Genomic DNA, 15744 nt, shown 5'->3' on the forward strand with positions numbered 1-15744 from the left:
TTCCTACAAAAACAACACCTAGGAGAGACTCATGACAACAAGTACATCCGAACGGCCAGATACCGGTCCAGGTGACCGTTATAGCACCCGCGACGTTAATTCCATGCCGCCCTTGCGCCGTGCGATACCGCTGGGCATTCAACATGTTCTGGCGATGTTCGTTAGCAACGTGACCGTGCCAATCATCATCGCCGGGGCGGCGGACCTGCCTCCCGATCAGACGGCTTTTATGGTTCAGGCCGCGATGTTTGTCGCTGGCATCGCTACTCTGTTGCAGTCCCTGGGCCTGGGGCCCATCGGTGCTCGCCTTCCTATTGTTATGGGGACCAGCTTCGGATTCGTACCGGTCCTGATTCCCATAGCCATCGGCATGGGGTTGCCCGCCGCCCTTGGAGCAGCGTTGTGCGGTGGCGTCGCGATGGCGCTAATGGGGTTGTTTCTTCCCTGGTTCCGGTTTTTGTTCCCGCCAGTGGTGACTGGAACCTTTGTCGTGATGCTGGGCATTCTGTTGATGCCCGTTGGTCTTGCCTACGCCGGTGGTGGTTTCGGCGTGTCGGATTTCGGCGCCCCCCATCACATCGGACTGGCCTCGCTTGTTCTCGTCGTCACCGTGGGGCTTCACCAGTTCGGCCGAGGTATCTGGAGTGAAGTTGCCCCACTGGCCGGTTTGCTGGTTGGCTTCGTTGCTGCCGCGGCTTTTGGCTATGTCGATTTCTCCAAGGTGGGCGATGCCGACTGGGTGACGTTCCCCACCCCGCTGGGCATTGGTATCGAGTTCCATATGGCCGCCATCATCCCCGTGGTGGTGCTGTCGCTGGTCACCGTGGCCGAATCCATCGGCGATATAGTGGGCACCACCGCGGGCGGGCTGAACCGTGAACCCACCAAGAAGGAACTCTCCGGCGGCGTCATGGCCGATGGCATCGCGAGCGTGTTTGCCGCTGTTTTCAATGCGTTCCCCCAGATCAGTTTCAGCCAGAACGTAGGCATGGTTGCATTGACGGGCGTCGTTAGCCGCTATGTGGTGGCGATTGGCGGCGGATTCCTGGTGTTGGCCGGCCTGTTGCCAAAGCTCGGCGGTCTCGTTTCCAGTATTCCTAACGCGGTGCTCGGCGGTGCGGTACTGCTGATGTTCGGTATGATCGCCAGTGCCGGCATTAAGATGCTCAGCCAGGTGCCGTTCGACAAGCGCAACATGCTGATCATTGGCACCTCGCTGACCATCGCGGTGGGTTTTCCGGCGCAAGAAGGGCTCTATGCCAACCTGTCCGAAAACCTGCAAGCGATGATCGAATCCGGTTTGATCCCCGGGGCCATTACCGCCATCGCGTTGAACCTTATTCTTCCAAAAGTCCATAAACCGGCGCCCGATGACGCTGAACGGACAGAAAGCACTGTGATAAAACCTGATTCACTTTGAACATCCGGAGGGGCCGGGAGAGCCCCTTGGACGCCGTTATTTCACTCAAGGAGGGAGGGACAAGAGAAGGCGTTTCGTCGGACAGCAATACGCAATCGCCCAGGAGTACCGATGAGCATTCGCCTAAAGCTAATCATGGGAATGGGGGCAGCACTGCTTGCCAGCACGTTGCTGCTGGTTTCCCTTAATATCGTCCAGATGCGCGGGCTTCTTGATCGATACCTGCTCAACTCCGCCCTGCCATCCAGCCTGGAGGCCATAGCAAATTCCGTTGAGCGTGACCTCCAGGCGCCTATTACAGCGTCACGGCTGATCGCGGGGAACAGCTACCTCAAAGAGTGGATAGGCGACAACGAACCACAGCAGGGGCTCGCCCCCGCCACCCGGTATCTCGAGGGGGTCAGACGCAGCCAGGAGGCCGCCTCCGCACACTTCGTGTCGGTAAACACGGGCAACTACTACACCCATCAGGGCATCGACAGGGTGGTGACTCCCCAGGCGGACCGCTGGTTCTATAATTTCCTGGAAAGCGGCGAGACGATGGAGCTATCGCTGGACGTGGACAAAGCGACGGGTAAACCTACCCTCTTCATCAATGCCCGCATGGAGGATGGCGGCGAGGCTATCGCAGTAACCGGCGTTGGAATCGGGCTTGATCAGATGGCTGAGCGAATCAGGGAATTCCGCTTTGGTGAAACCGGTATCGTTTACCTGGTGTCTGAAACCGGCCAGGTCAACATTCATCCTGACCTGCAGCAAACAGATCAGCCCCTATCGAAGGTTATTTCTCCAACGGCCGCCGCCGAACTGTTGAAAGACCCGACATACCATCTGACCGAGTTTGATCGTGATGGCCGTCGCTTCATCGCCGCCAGCCTGCCTCTGTCGATCACGGACTGGCGTGTCGTTGTAGAGGTTCCGTCTACCGAGATCTACGGCGAAGCCAGCCGGGCCAACCAGACCTCCTTGCTCGTCGGCGTCCTCGTGGCTCTTGTTTTCCTCGGCATCATAGCTTTGGTCGCCACTCGCATGACGAAGCCACTGACGAAAATCACTCGGGCGTTGACCGAAATTGCCAAGGGTGGCGGCGATCTCACCCAGGAACTGGCGGTTGAACGCAAAGACGAGCTGGGCCAATTGGCGACCGGGTTTAACCAGTTTGTCGGGGCACAACGAGAGATGGTTCGGGGTCTTTTGGAGACGGCAATCCGGCTCAAGGCCTTTGTCGATCAAACCTCCACTGTGATGACGGCCAACACCGACCGGGCCAAGGAACAAAGCAGCCTGACGGACTCCGTCGCCACGGCGGTGTGCGAGATGGAAGCCACGGTTCAGGAGATTGCCAAAAGCGCCACGGAAACGGCAAACCAGCTGGAGCAGGTCGGCAACAGCGCCAGTGACATTCGTGAAGGCATGTCGCGTTCCATCGCCCAGGTCGAGGGAATGGCGAATAACATCCGCGAATCGGCCTCGGCGATCCAGCAGTTGGCTACCGAAGCGCGGGATATTGGCCAGGTGATCGAAGTGATCAATGCCATATCCGATCAGACCAATCTACTGGCTTTGAACGCAGCGATCGAAGCGGCCCGGGCCGGCGAACATGGGCGCGGGTTCTCGGTGGTTGCTGACGAAGTTCGCAGCCTTGCACAGAAGACGCAATCATCTACCAAGCAAATTCGAACCATTATCGAGCGTTTGCAGGAGGGCTCCGAGCGTGCGGTCGAGACGATGGCCACAAGCGAGAAAGCCACCGAAGAAACCGTCAGTACCTCCGCCAGCATGGGCAAAGCCCTGGATGGAATCGGCGAGAACGTGGACCGGATTGTAGAGATGAGCCACCAGGTGGCTGCAGCAACCGAAGAACAGAGCTCCGTCACCGAGGAGATCAGCTCAAACGTTCAGGACATCTCTCATCTCAGCGCACGTTCGAGTGAGGACATGACGGCAGCCAGCCGTGAAATTGAAGAATTACGTGCGATGGCGGAAAAGCTTGAAGCTCAAATGAAAGCGTTCCGGCTCGACCGTGAAGACTGACTTAATGAAGAAAAGATTCGGGCGCTATACAGCTCATCCAACAACGACTAACTAGAGGGAGCCATCAGTGAAACAGATATTCGCCGCCTGCCTGCTGTTTGCCTGGACCGCCCAGGCAACTGCGCAGACATACGTGGTTGGGGTAGAACAGGGAAACTTCCTGCCCCATTACGGGGTTGACGAACAAGGCCAATACAATGGCTTCGCCCGTGAACTACTGGACCTTTTCGCCGAACATGCCGGCGTAACCTTCATCTATAAACCCTTGCCGGTCGATGAATTGATGCCGGCCCTCGTTGAAGGCGAGGTGGACTTCAAGTACCCGGATCATCCCGACTGGGCCCGTTCGGCAAAAACCGAGGACAGGATCAGCTACAGCCGCCCCGTCGTGGAATATGTTGACGGCGTTCTGGTGTCTCCGCGGCGACTCGGCCTGGATGGGGACCACCTCAAACGCATCGGCCTTGTCGATGGCTGGACGGCCCGGGGATACGAGGAAAAGATCGAAGCCTCACAGATACTTCCGGTGCCCAGCGACAGCCTGCCCGAAATGATTCACCAGGCGTTGCTGAAGAACAGCGACGGCGCTTACTACAACGTGGTGGTCGCCCTGCACCACATCAACAATGTTCGGGTAAGACCGGGCGTTCTCGTGTTCGACCCCAACCTCCCGCATACCCGAAGCTCCTACCGGCTTTCAACGATCAGGCATGGGGATTTGCTGCCACGCTTCGACAGTTTTCTTGATGAGCGCCACGAACAGGTCGCGGCGATCAAGGCCAAGCATCGGGTAGAGGCCAACATTGGCACCGAGTACTTTGGCATGGAGCAATGGAAAGTGGACTTTCTCAAACGGCAAAAGGCGAAAAACACTCAGTGACACTGACCCTCTCGCCGTATTCTGGCCCGAACTGATCACGGCTACTGAGGGCACAGCTCCGTTTCCAGCCAACGGCGCACTTCATGCCGGTGACGCCTGCGGTTGAGCTGTTCACTGTGGATATCGCGGGGGAAAATTTCCGATGCACCGTCATGTCTTAGCCAGAAGCGCCGGCGTACACCCACGGCATAGCGGCTGGGGCCGTGAACCACTGCGGCCCGAATTTCTACAGCAGTAACATCCTCGAACAGGTAGTCGCTGTCACTGTCGCTATCGTCACTTCGGCGGCCCAGGATGATGTTGCGGAACGACCCCAGCACCAGGTAGCCACCTGGCTGCAGCGGCCCCTGCCGCAGAACCTGGTGTACATTGCTGTCGTCTGCCCCAACCCGGCGATACTCGGTAACGGTCAGGGTTCTCTCTTCACCGCTACGGGTTTGCAGCACCACCTGCACACACTGCACATGGATGGTTTCCTTGCCCATATTCACCAGCAGACACAGGGCGTCCGGGTTCTCGTTCTGGGCATGGTGAATAACCATATAGGGGCGATTATTACGCTGATACTGGATCAGGAACAACTGAAAATAGACGATCCAGATAACCGCCATGACGGCGCTGCTGATGGGGCTTATGTATTCCATTTGCTCTCCTGGTTCAGCCGACTTATGCGCTTACACGTTCTGTCGATACACCAGGATTTCAACCCCATCTCCGAAACAGATCACCCCTCGCTACTCAACCGCGCCACCACCGCCGCCAGATCCGTCATGCCCTTTTCCACCTGCTGAATACCGGTAGCAATGCCGGAGATTTCGTCCGAGCTGCGGCGTGAAAGCGTTGACACCCCGTCCATATTCGCGCGCAGGGACTCAATCAAGTGGCTGTTCTTGCCCACCACTGTGGAAATTTCTTCCAGGGATTCAGCAGTCTTTGCAGCCAGTTTACGCACCTCGTCGGCCACCACCGCGAACCCCCGCCCCATTTCGCCGGCACGGGCGGCTTCGATCGCAGCGTTCAGGGCCAACAGGTTGGTTTGCTCTGCCACAGTGCGAATGGTGCTGACAATACTGCCAATCTGCTCGGCCTGAATTTCCAGATCCCGACTGACTTCAGTGGCGCTAGCCACCTCTATCAGTGCCGACTCCGAGGTTTCTACCGCAAGGTTGAGAGCTCGAGTGGCTTCAGCAGCAATCTGTGACGTCTCCTCGGAAGTGGCGGCGGCAACGTCGGCCGCCTCACGGGCATTGTTCACCCGCGCGGTAATGTCCGAGGCAAACTTGATCACCTTGTATACCTGCCCGCCAGCATCCAGCACAGGGCTGTAGGTGGCTTCCAGCCAGATACTTTTGCCGCTCCTGTCTCTGCGCTCAAACTGCCCTGAAAAACTCTCACCATGAGCCAACCGCTTCCAGAAGTCCGGATTATCGCGATAGAAATCATCAAAGCAGAACATCCTGTGGTGCTGATGGATGATCTCGTCCTTGGCGTAGCCGGTGGTGGCCAGGAAGTTCTCGTTGGCCTCCAGTATCGTGCCGTCGGGCGTGAACTTGATGACGGCCATGTAGCGGTCGAGGGCATCAAGCATGGCGGTATCATCCGCCACTTTGTCCTGGGCGGCAGTCGCGTCTGTTGCCAGTTTGATGACCTTGAAGACTTTCCCGTCCTCATCGGTGACGGGGAAATAGGTGGCCTCCAGCCAGACACGCCGACCATCCTTGGCAAAGCGGGGGAATGTGCCCTGTTTCTTGATACCGCGCCCGAGATCCTCCCAGAAGTGCTGGTATTCCAACGACGCCGTATAGCTTGAGTCACACAGCGCCCGGTGGTGCTTGCCAATGACCTCCTGGCGCTCGTACCCGACAATGGATAGCAGGATATCATTGGCAGACTCTACAATTCCCGAAGGGCTGAACTCGATATACCCGATCTGGGAGGCAATGGCATTCAGGGTTTGCTGAATCCTCTCCTGTTCGCCCCTGGAGACCGTTAACTGATCCGTCAATTCCGCAATACGATGGCGCCCAAACATGACATTCTCTCCCTGATGGATGAAGCAGCACATTGCTCAATATATGCTCAACCCATCGGGGAAATAAGTAGCTTAAGGTACAGTTAAGGTAACGAACTGTAAGAAACAATTGCAGTACATTTTTAGCTCAGTTACCGGCTATTGTCAGCGCACTGCTGAATGCCCGTCTTCCCCTAGTTGGTCACGGATCTGGAACAGGGCACACAGGGCGTCCAGAAGGGGCCGCTCCAGGGTGTGGCGTCGCGTTCGTTGACGGTTTGCTGGCACGAGGGTGGTATACACCTTCAGCGGTAGATATCAGAGCTTTGAGTAGGGTAGACGTCTATCGTCCTGTGATACTGGCTTGGTGAGGCACCAATATGTCGTCGGAAAAAGCGGGTGAAATGCCCCTGACAGGAAAAGCCCAGAGTATCCGAGAGGTTGCCAAGCGTACACGAGCGGTTTTCTGAAAGCCATTGGAAAGCCAGCTGCATCTTCCCAATGTTGGCCAACATCTGGGGCGTCATGCCAGTATTCTTCCTGAAGAGGGCGAAAAACTGGGCCCTGGACAAGCCGCACTCACGGGCGATAGCCTCCATGTCAAGATCACCCTGGGGCTTGTTCAGAATAAGCTCTTTGGCTTTCCGGATTCGCGCATCGTGGAAGCCGCCAGCGGAAGATACCCTTAAACGGGACAAATGGATCCAGTCTGAATACCTCTCAATAATACTAATCATCAGATCAAAGAGCATACCCTCCAGCCGCTGAGACTGAATAGTATCGAATGACAGCACGTCCGATATCAGCAGATCCGCTTTGGTACGGATAGACGGCGTCAGCTGGATACAGGGTTGAGAGAAAAAATCAGAACGACCACTGAGCGACAATGTGTCCTTCAGAGCCGCAAGCCAGTTCGGATCGATATACAGGGCCAGGATCACGGTGTCGTCGGAGCCATGTTGATGGTCGTAGGAATGCGGCTCCCAGGCATTGACCAGAACGGCGGTATGGTCGGTCAGTGGCTGCTGCCGATTCCGGACCGAAAAGAAGGTATCGCCTCCTGACGCTTTCAGAAGAACATGGCATTCTGAGTGAGCATGTGGGACGAGCGACTCATCCATTCCGAGCAACGCAACCCGCCCGAATGCCCCGTGAAAGATTCGGAGAGCACGTGACATAACCAGGACCTTAACCATGTGGCATCTTTTCGAGACTACCACCTCTTGATTTTGTTTACTAATAGCTTGCGTTGTACCGCTCAGTAGATTCTGGAAGGACCGCATCCCTGCGGCCCAATTGGTTAGAGCTGGTACGAATATTGCCGTCTCGCTCTACTTACTTTGCTTTATTTTCCGACGGTTTCTCCGACAACATCAGGGAGACCAGAATCCCGAAAACCAACGCCCAGAAAGGAGAGCTGATACCAAAGAGACTGATACCGCTCATTGCAACCAGCAACGCAACCATGGCACCGATCTGATGGCCAGCTGCTTTCGAAAAAGCGTGTTGGAAAGCCGCGATCAGGACACCAATCATAGCCAGGCCCGCGACGGCGCCGATCAGCGCCTTGGGTAAGGCGAGAATAAAGGGAACGGCCGCCCCGGCAAAAAGACCGAAGGCGCAGAAAAGGACGCCATTGACCACGGTTGCACCGTAGCGTTTGGATTTGTCGTCTCCCGCCTGCTCGGACGAACAGATCGCGGTCATTGGGCCAGCAATATTGGCGTTGTGACCACCGATTGCACCGGCAATCATGCCGCCAATACCGCTAATGGTGGTCATTGCGTTGATGGGTGGACGATAATCCTCGGCCATCAGGACACCCATCGCCTGGGCGTTTTCCGCACCGATCACCAGGGCCGCCAATGGAATAGAAATAGCAAGCAGCCCATTCAGGGTAAAGGTCGGCATGGTCAGCTCCGGCGCGACAAAGGCAATGTTCACATCGGCCGGCTGTATGGAGCCCATCGCAAGTGCAATGCCGAAACCGACGATGGCCGCCGTCAGGACGGGTGGTACGGCCTTGGTGAGGCGGGCGGAAAGGAAGAAAGCCACGGCGGCCGAACCGGCAATCAGTGGCATGCTTTCCACTGACTGAACCGCCCCAGTGCCAAACCGGATCAACGCGCCAGCGATCATTGCCATGACAATGGGCATCGGCAGCCAGTTCATGATGCGGCCGATAACGCCGCTTACTCCGAGCAACAGCACGATGGCGCCGCTCATGATGAAAGCCCCAACGGCCTCGGTAAAGGGAATTGTAGCCAGCGCTCCGATCATGATGGCTGCGCCGGGAATTGAGTAGGCCCCGGTGATGGGCTGGCGATAGCGAAGCGCCATGACGAGACTGATCAGCCCACCCACAAAGTAGATGGCGAGCAGCCAGGCCACGGTCTGCCCGTTACTCAGATTACCTGCTTCGGCGGCACTGATAACGATCAACGCCGGTCCCGAACAGCCAAATAGCGCGGCCACAACCCCCGCGCTGACGGACTTGACGTTCAGGGCTTGCATCAGGCTCTTCAACCACGGAGCGGATGGATCAGCGGCAGGAGATGTATCCGGATTTTCGAGTGTTTGATTTTGCATAACCTGTCTCTCATTGTTGTTGGATGTCAGGTATTTCGATGACTGATATCGTGTACTTACATCAGGTTCATTTACCCCGGAATTCAGGCTTACGTTTCTCCTGAAAGGCTTCCACTCCCTCACGGAAATCCTCGGAAGAACGCAGGCGGCTGTAGCAGTGCCCCTCCATCTCAATGGCGACCGACAAGGTGGCGTCCTCATTGTCATTGATCATCCGCTTGGCCGTACGCTGTGCCAGTGGGGAGAAAAACCGCAACTCTTTCACCAGCGCATCCGTTGCCCTTTCCAGCTCATCATCGGCAACACATTCAGTCACGAAGCCCCACTCAAGAGCCTGGGAGCCGCTGATTCGCCTGGCACGCATTACCATGTCCTTGGTGCGGGTGATGCCGATGGTTTTTTGTAGCCGGGCCGAACCACCCGAACCGGGTATTTGCCCCAACTTCTGCTCTGGCAATGCATAAAGGGTTGTTTCCGATGCAATGCGAAAATCGCAGGCCAGGGACAGTTCGAAGCCAACCCCGAAGGTGTAGCCACGGTTAGCAGCGATCACCGGCTTGCTGCAACGAGCCGGTGCCGCAACGTTGTCTGCCAGTTTCGATACATGTTCTGGTGAAGCTTCCAGGAAGCCCCGGATATTACCGCCGCTGGAGAAATGCTCCCCAACACCGCGCAGCACGATGACCCGGACGTCCGAAAGCTCGTCCAGAGCCTCGAAGACCGAGCGCAACTCATCACGCTGGTTCATCTCTATAACGTTCAGAGGCGGGCGGTTAAGCACGATATCCGCACGTTCCCCGGCAGGATCAAGATGGACCTCGAAGCCGTCGAAGCCCGAGGACAGGAATTCCTTCAATTCATTCTCTTTCATGGCAGTATGTCCTGTAATGGTCACTGGTTGTTGGTGGTGGAGGGCTCCTGCTCTCGCAGTACCCGACGAAGAATCTTGCCCACCGGCGACTTGGGAATTTCGTCGACGAAGACATAACGACGAGGTCGTTTGAACCGGGTCAGCTCACGCTCAATACAGTGACGGTCGAGTTCTTCCTCTTTGATCGGTGCCCGGGGTTTCACAAAAGCGGTGACGATCTTGCCCCAGCGTTCATCAGGCAGGCCTACCACCACAACTTCTTCTACCTGGGGGTGCAGGGAAAGAACGTCTTCGATCTCCACCGGGCTGACGTTCTCGCCGCCGGTGATAATCAGATCATCAACCCGCCCGGTCACAAAAAGGTCACCGTCGGCGTCGAAATAGCCAGTATCACTGGTGAAATACCAGCCCTGTTTTAGGGCCTTTTGGTCGGCATCCGGTCGTTGCCAGTAACCCTGAAAGGCTTCGTCACCGTTCATGTCGGCAATGATTTCGCCTTCCTCGCAAACGGGCATTTGCTCGTCGGGTGTGTCGGCTCCAATCCGGACGACGCGAATGCGCTGATTGAGGGAAGCACGCCCAGAGGAGCCGGGCTTTTGGCTGGCGTTCTGGTCGATGGTGAAGGTGTAGATCTCGGAACTGCCGTAGTGATTGACGAACAGACTGGGATTGAAAGCGGCCTCTACACGGGCGATCAGTCCAGCGCTCATGGGGGCGCCAGCATAGCCGAGCTTGTCAACACTCCCAACACGCCCCGGGTCGAAATCCGGATGTTCGATCAGCATGTGGTAGAGCGTTGGCACCAGGTAGAGATTACTGACCTGCTCACGCTCAATCGCATCGAGCGTTTCCTTGGGGTCAAACTTCGGTATGCATACGAATTTGCCATCAACCAACGCCATGGAGAGCAGCGAGCGCACTCCCATGGTGTGATAGAGCGGCATGACACCGAGCGTGCACTCATCGTGTCGATAAAGATTCTGCGCCACATGGGCCAGCGCCGCCGAACGCTCTGCCCGGTGCACCCGGGGCACGCCCTTGGGTTTGCCACTGGTGCCCGAGGTATAGAGCATCAGCGAAAGATCCTCTGCCGTGGCCCGCAGTATGGTGTCACCCCGGGTGCCCAGAAGACTGTTGAAGTCATGGGCGTCCGGGTCCTTGATCTGGCCAGAGGTAATGCGCACAAGAGACCGGGCAGACGAGCAGTTTTGCACCGCTTCGCTGGCGGATTCGTCGTAGGCGACAACACGTGCCTCGGTATCGGTGATCAAGAATTCAAGATCCTGGGCGGTCGAACGCCAATTTACCGGAGTCACAATGATACCGGCGAACTGGCATGCCCAGTGCAGCGTCGCCATCTGCCAGCGGTTCTGCATGATGACCAGCAGGCGGTCTCCTTTACTCAGACCAAACCCTTCGAGGCATCGGGCGACGCTCTGGATGTCCTGGAACCAGGTCTCATAGCTTTTGCGCAGGGTTCCGTCCGCAATCGCTGTCGCCTGGGGGCGGCGCTCCACAGACGCAAGAAAACTTCGACCAAGATCAAACATTATTGTTCTCCTGTTCTTTGTCGGTTGGTCCTGAAACCTCGTGATCACGCGTTTCGGCGACCTCAAGGATGGCGTTGACGATGCCCGTGTAGCCTGTGCAACGACACAGGTGCCCCGATAACATGTCGCGGACCTGCGTCTCGGTGGGTCTCGATACCCGGGTCAGGAACTCGGTACTGGATATCAGGATGCCCGCGGTACAGAAGCCGCATTGCAGGGCATGGTGTTTGCGAAACGCCTGCTGGAGATCATTCAGCGTCTCTTCGCGGGCGAGCGACTCGACCGTCTGCAAATCCCTGCCCTGAGCCTGTACCGCCAGCATCAGACAGGAACGGCTGGCCCGACCGTCGACCAGTACCGTGCAGGCACCGCATACACCGTGCTCACAGCCCACCCGCGTGCCGGTGGCGCCCAGTTCGTGGCGCAGGAAATCACTGAGCAGTGTGCGCGGCTCTGCATAACCGGCGCGTTCCCGGCCATTGAGAGTGACAGTGACACGGTGCCGTGTATCAGCCTTGAGGTGCATGGGTGTCATCCTTCTGAGCGGAACATTCATCTATCAGGCGAGAACCCAGCTCACGTACCAGATGGCGACGATAGACAGCCGAGGCGTGGGCGTCGTCCTGAGCATTGAGGGACCAGGCAAAGTGATTGAGCCATGACGCCCGGGCATCATTACCGGTCATGCTTCGACGAACCGGCCGGTCGGCAACACCGCCGACCGTCAGGTCAGTTCTGTCCTCGCAAATCCTGACAGCCAGGGCAACAATGGCGAAGTCACCATGGCGCATTGAGACCTCGCGGAAGCGGTAACGTTCGTTACCCTGGCCGAGTGGAAAACGCACTTCCGTAATCAGTTCGTCCGGGCGTTTTGCCGTGGTCAGAATCCCCTGAAAAAATTCGTGAGCGGGTAATTTTCGGGTTTTGCCCTTACGGGCTTCCAGAACGACCTCGCCTCCGAGAGCGGTCAGACACAAGGGCAGTTCGGCACTGGGGTCGGCATGAGCAATCGACCCGCACACAGTCCCGCGATTGCGCGTCTGGGCATGACCAATCCAGGGCATGGCCTGGGCGAGAAGCGGCACCTTATCGGCGAGGCCGGGATGCTCCAGCAGTTCTGCCTGGGTAATACCAGCACCGACTGCGAGATAATCCCCGCGATCCTCGATGTAATGCAGGTCCTGAATCCCGGCAATGTCGATCAAAAGCCCGGGCTGGGCAAACCGCATGTTCAGCACCGCCATCAGTGACTGGCCACCGGCGATAAGCCGTGCATCATCACCAAACTCGTGCAAGAGGTCACAGGCCTCCCGCCGGGTGCCGGGCCGGGTATAATCAAAAGTGGCCGGTTTCATGACGGGCCTCCTTTACCAGTAAGCAGTGCCCGGATTCTCTGCCACAGCCTCTGCAGGAATAGGAACCGGGATGTACCGCCGCCCATCCGACGGGAGAACCGCGAGAACACCTGGCCAATGATCATTTTTGACGCGCTCTGCAACATGCGACCGCCAACCGAAGCGATCCTGCCGCCGACGGTTGCCTCGTAGTCGTAGTCCAGCCGCGTACGATTGCCTTCGAGCGCGGTCAGGGTGACGGTGGCGAATGCTTCCGCCGAGCCCATGGCACTGCTGCCGGAGCCACGCAGTTGAAGGCTGTCCGGAGGGTTCAGGTCGTGAAGGCTGACCCGGGCATCAAAACGGGCACGTATCATACCCACGCCAACCGTGACATCGGCCCGGTATTCGTTTTCCCCGGTCATCTCCAGGTCGTGACATCCGGGGATGATGGCGGCCAGTGTTTGCGGATCAAGGAGAGCGTCGAAAACCTCATGGGGGGTGCCGGGCAGTTCGACCGAATCCCGGGCCCTGAGTATAGAGCCACTGCCAGGGGTGGCTTCGATGTCCGGCTCACCCACACCTTCCGGACGAGGTGGCTCCTCGATGCCCATAAGCGTGCGTACTTTCGATGGCGTCAGAGGAAGTTCGACGTCCCTGGTCCCGAGCGCATCGGCAACTGCATTGGCGATGCATACCGGGGTGCTCATGTTGTTCCCCTCGCCAACGCCTTTGGCTCCGAGAGGCGTAAAAGGTGACGGTGTCTCCATGTGGAGGATAACCGGCTCCGGGACCTCAACGCTGGTGGGGATCAGGTAATCGGCAAGCGTCCCCGACTGGAAGTTGCCATCAGCGCCATAGACAAACTCTTCCATCAAGGCAGCGCCCAGAGCCTGGGCAAACCCGCCGCGAATCTGGCCATCCACCAGTTGTGGGTTGAGCATGCGGCCAGCGTCATGAAGGGTCACATAACGATCTATGCGGACAGCACCGGTGATGGCATCAATCTCTACCCCGCAATAATCAAAAATGAAGCCATAACACAGGGAACTGTTGATCAACTCATCGTCACCGGGAGCCGCCAGTTCCGGAGGAGTCCAGAACGCCGTTTCCCGAAGGCCACCCGGCTCGCTTTGGGGTGTTGTTCCCGGAGACCAGTGAGTGGCGCCTGCCAGGCGGTGGAAAGAAGACGACTGGTCCGTACCCTCCACATAAACCCGGCCCTCCGAGAACCGGATATCGTCGCTATCGATATTCCATTGCTCCGCGGCAAGGGCGGCTAGTCGAGCACGGACCTTTAGGGCCGCCTTGTAGACAGCCCCGGCTACGGCGCCGGAAAATCGGCTGGAGTAATTGCCGGATGCAATCGACCAGGCGTCTTTACCGGTGTCCAGTTCCACGTTGACGCTGATGGATTCCAGTGGAACACCCAGCGTTTCTGCCACGATCTGTGCAGCGACGGTTTGATGGCCCTGCCCCTGGGGAGTGGACGAAACATGCACGCTGACACTGCCAAGCGGATCGACACTAATCGTTGCCGTGCTGACGGCACCATTCTTGGGGCCTGCCCGTTTACGTTCCTCGGGAGTGAACGCCATGGTGATATAACCCATGTTCGAGATGGACGGCTCGACAGCGGCCGTGTAACCGATCCCGTAGTAACGCCCCTCACGCCTTGCCTCATCACGCCGCTGGATGAGTTCTTCCAGGCCCCCTTCCCTGACGCCTTTTTCCAGGCCTGCCGGGTAATCCCCGGAATCCAGTAGTGAACCGGCTGCCGAGCGATAAGGGAACGCGCCTTTGGGGACGAGGTTGGTACGAATGACGTCCAGTGGGTCCAGATCTAGCTCAACGGCAATACGCTGCATCAGCCGTTCCAGCGGAAAATACACCTGCGGCCCACCGAACCCGCGGTTGAGCCCGGTCGGCGTTTTGTTGGTCATCACAATTCGGTTGCGCACGGCAAGGTTGCGAATGGCATAAGCGCCGGTCAGATTGCCATGCATCCGGTAGGTGGTAGCCGGTTCCGGCGCTCGCAGGTAGGCGCCGCAATCATCTAGCTGGTCCAGACGCAGGGCCGTTACCCGGCCCTCTCGCGTTACCGCGGCTTCGAGCGTACTGACCCGGTTGGTTCCGGAAGAGGCGCCCTGAAGGTGTTCCAGACGGTCCTCAACCCACTTGACCGGCGCGCCGACTTTGCGCGCGGCCAGGCCCATCATGACGACATACGGGAAAACGCCCTGTTTGATGCCAAAGCTGCCGCCTGAGTCCGGCGGGGTGCGAAGTCGAAGACGATTCGCGGGTACTTGAAGAGCCCGGCACATGACCGAGTGAAGCGCATAAGGCCCCTGAAAGTTGGACGTTATATCAAAAGCAGCGTTGGCCGGATCGAATTGAGCAAGCACCACGTAGCACTCGATCGGCATGCAGGAACTGCGAGGGAAACGAACCTTGATCGAGACCTGTCGGTCGGCCTCGGCAAACGCAGTCTCGGGATCGCCATAACGGAATGTGCGGTCGCTGACGACATTTCCGCCAACCTTCTCGTGAAGGACGGCAGCGTTTGACTCAATGGCAAGCTCGGTGTCGACAGCCACCGGAAGCGTTTCATAGTCAACCGTCACTCCGTTTAGAGCATCTTCAGCCAGATATCGATTTTCAGCGATAACCACGGCAACTGGCTCACCAACATAACGCACCTTGTCCACAGCCAGACACCAGTGCTCCATGGGCTGACGCACGCCCACCGGGAATGGCAAAGCCCACTGGCGGACATCTTCACCGGTCAGTACACCATGAACCCCATCCATTTCCAGCGCCCGGGACGAATCCACGGCTTTGAGCCGGGCATGGGGATGAGGCGAGCGCACAATGGCGGCGTATAAGGTTCCCGGTGGGGTCGGCACTTCATCGCCATAGCGCCCCTGGCCACGCAAGAGGACCTCGTCTTCGATCCGCGCCTGGCGTGTACCGATATACTGCTTTTCATTTGTTGTTGTCATTGACGGAGCCAAACTCATACTTTCCTCCGCGGCCGAAAATAGGGGTAATGGGC

Annotated in this window: 12 protein-coding genes and 1 pseudogene; 3 read left to right on the top strand and 10 right to left on the bottom strand. The window is 57.7% G+C overall.

What is annotated here, in order from left to right:
• The first annotated feature begins 31 nt into the window (after positions 1 to 31).
• The 3 genes from B2590_RS17025 (at position 32) to B2590_RS17035 (ending at position 4334) form a co-directional block, all read left to right on the top strand.
• Complete coding sequence (locus B2590_RS17025) at positions 32 to 1420, top strand: uracil-xanthine permease family protein (protein WP_286812026.1); 1389 nt, start codon at positions 32 to 34, stop codon at positions 1418 to 1420.
• A gap of 111 nt (positions 1421 to 1531) precedes the next feature.
• Complete coding sequence (locus B2590_RS17030) at positions 1532 to 3454, top strand: methyl-accepting chemotaxis protein (RefSeq protein WP_286812025.1); 1923 nt, start codon at positions 1532 to 1534, stop codon at positions 3452 to 3454.
• Positions 3455 to 3521: 67 nt separating this feature from the next.
• On the top strand, positions 3522 to 4334 hold the full coding sequence (locus B2590_RS17035) for a substrate-binding periplasmic protein (RefSeq protein WP_286812024.1): 813 nt from the start codon (positions 3522 to 3524) through the stop codon (positions 4332 to 4334).
• A gap of 41 nt (positions 4335 to 4375) precedes the next feature.
• Here B2590_RS17035 and B2590_RS17040 read toward each other — a convergent pair whose 3' ends face one another.
• The 10 genes and pseudogenes from B2590_RS17040 to B2590_RS17080 form a co-directional block, all read right to left on the bottom strand.
• Entirely contained in the window at positions 4376 to 4978 is a 603-nt protein-coding gene (locus tag B2590_RS17040) for a hypothetical protein (RefSeq protein ID WP_036202760.1), read from the bottom strand.
• Positions 4979 to 5058: 80 nt separating this feature from the next.
• Positions 5059 to 5589 carry a methyl-accepting chemotaxis protein gene (locus B2590_RS19285; protein ID WP_407070157.1) on the bottom strand — a complete coding sequence of 177 codons (531 nt, stop codon included), beginning with the start codon at positions 5587 to 5589 and terminating at the stop codon, positions 5059 to 5061.
• Positions 5587 to 6399: pseudogene (locus B2590_RS19290) on the bottom strand (PAS domain-containing protein); the annotation flags it as partial. The pseudogene B2590_RS19290 and the gene B2590_RS19285, both read right to left, overlap by 3 nt.
• Before the next feature lie 251 nt (positions 6400 to 6650).
• Complete coding sequence (locus B2590_RS17050) at positions 6651 to 7523, bottom strand: AraC family transcriptional regulator (protein WP_126810702.1); 873 nt, start codon at positions 7521 to 7523, stop codon at positions 6651 to 6653.
• A gap of 157 nt (positions 7524 to 7680) precedes the next feature.
• A complete protein-coding gene (locus B2590_RS17055) occupies positions 7681 to 8934 on the bottom strand; it encodes a benzoate/H(+) symporter BenE family transporter (protein WP_036202753.1) in 1254 nt (417 codons plus the stop codon).
• Positions 8935 to 9001: 67 nt separating this feature from the next.
• Positions 9002 to 9805: an enoyl-CoA hydratase/isomerase family protein gene (locus tag B2590_RS17060; protein ID WP_051946527.1), complete on the bottom strand. Its 804-nt coding sequence runs from the start codon at positions 9803 to 9805 to the stop codon at positions 9002 to 9004.
• Positions 9806 to 9825: 20 nt separating this feature from the next.
• The gene (locus tag B2590_RS17065; RefSeq protein ID WP_126810703.1) at positions 9826 to 11355 is read right to left on the bottom strand and encodes an AMP-binding protein; all 1530 of its coding nucleotides are present in this window, start codon (positions 11353 to 11355) and stop codon (positions 9826 to 9828) included.
• Positions 11348 to 11881: a (2Fe-2S)-binding protein gene (locus tag B2590_RS17070; protein ID WP_126810704.1), complete on the bottom strand. Its 534-nt coding sequence runs from the start codon at positions 11879 to 11881 to the stop codon at positions 11348 to 11350. Before B2590_RS17070 ends, B2590_RS17065 begins: the two co-directional genes overlap by 8 nt.
• Positions 11865 to 12710: an FAD binding domain-containing protein gene (locus tag B2590_RS17075; protein WP_126810705.1), complete on the bottom strand. Its 846-nt coding sequence runs from the start codon at positions 12708 to 12710 to the stop codon at positions 11865 to 11867. The genes B2590_RS17070 and B2590_RS17075 overlap by 17 nt, the downstream gene beginning before the upstream one ends.
• Complete coding sequence (locus B2590_RS17080) at positions 12707 to 15691, bottom strand: xanthine dehydrogenase family protein molybdopterin-binding subunit (protein WP_206512137.1); 2985 nt, start codon at positions 15689 to 15691, stop codon at positions 12707 to 12709. Before B2590_RS17080 ends, B2590_RS17075 begins: the two co-directional genes overlap by 4 nt.
• Positions 15692 to 15744: the final 53 nt, after the last annotated feature.

Origin of the sequence: Marinobacter sp. UBA3604 (assembly GCF_002375325.1) — a bacterium.
Classification (GTDB): Bacteria; Pseudomonadota; Gammaproteobacteria; order Pseudomonadales; family Oleiphilaceae; genus Marinobacter; species Marinobacter salarius.

Excerpts from the sequence above, each read along its gene's own strand:
- B2590_RS17080 (WP_206512137.1), bottom strand. The coding sequence starts at position 15,691 with ATGACAACAACAAATGAAAAGCAGTATATCGGTACACGCCAGGCGCGG.
- B2590_RS17070 (WP_126810704.1), bottom strand. The coding sequence starts at position 11,881 with ATGCACCTCAAGGCTGATACACGGCACCGTGTCACTGTCACTCTCAAT.
- B2590_RS17040 (WP_036202760.1), bottom strand. The coding sequence starts at position 4,978 with ATGGAATACATAAGCCCCATCAGCAGCGCCGTCATGGCGGTTATCTGG.
- B2590_RS17075 (WP_126810705.1), bottom strand. The coding sequence starts at position 12,710 with ATGAAACCGGCCACTTTTGATTATACCCGGCCCGGCACCCGGCGGGAG.
- B2590_RS17055 (WP_036202753.1), bottom strand. The coding sequence starts at position 8,934 with ATGCAAAATCAAACACTCGAAAATCCGGATACATCTCCTGCCGCTGAT.
- B2590_RS17050 (WP_126810702.1), bottom strand. The coding sequence starts at position 7,523 with ATGTCACGTGCTCTCCGAATCTTTCACGGGGCATTCGGGCGGGTTGCG.
- B2590_RS17025 (WP_286812026.1), top strand. The coding sequence starts at position 32 with ATGACAACAAGTACATCCGAACGGCCAGATACCGGTCCAGGTGACCGT.
- B2590_RS17065 (WP_126810703.1), bottom strand. The coding sequence starts at position 11,355 with ATGTTTGATCTTGGTCGAAGTTTTCTTGCGTCTGTGGAGCGCCGCCCC.
- B2590_RS17060 (WP_051946527.1), bottom strand. The coding sequence starts at position 9,805 with ATGAAAGAGAATGAATTGAAGGAATTCCTGTCCTCGGGCTTCGACGGC.
- B2590_RS17030 (WP_286812025.1), top strand. The coding sequence starts at position 1,532 with ATGAGCATTCGCCTAAAGCTAATCATGGGAATGGGGGCAGCACTGCTT.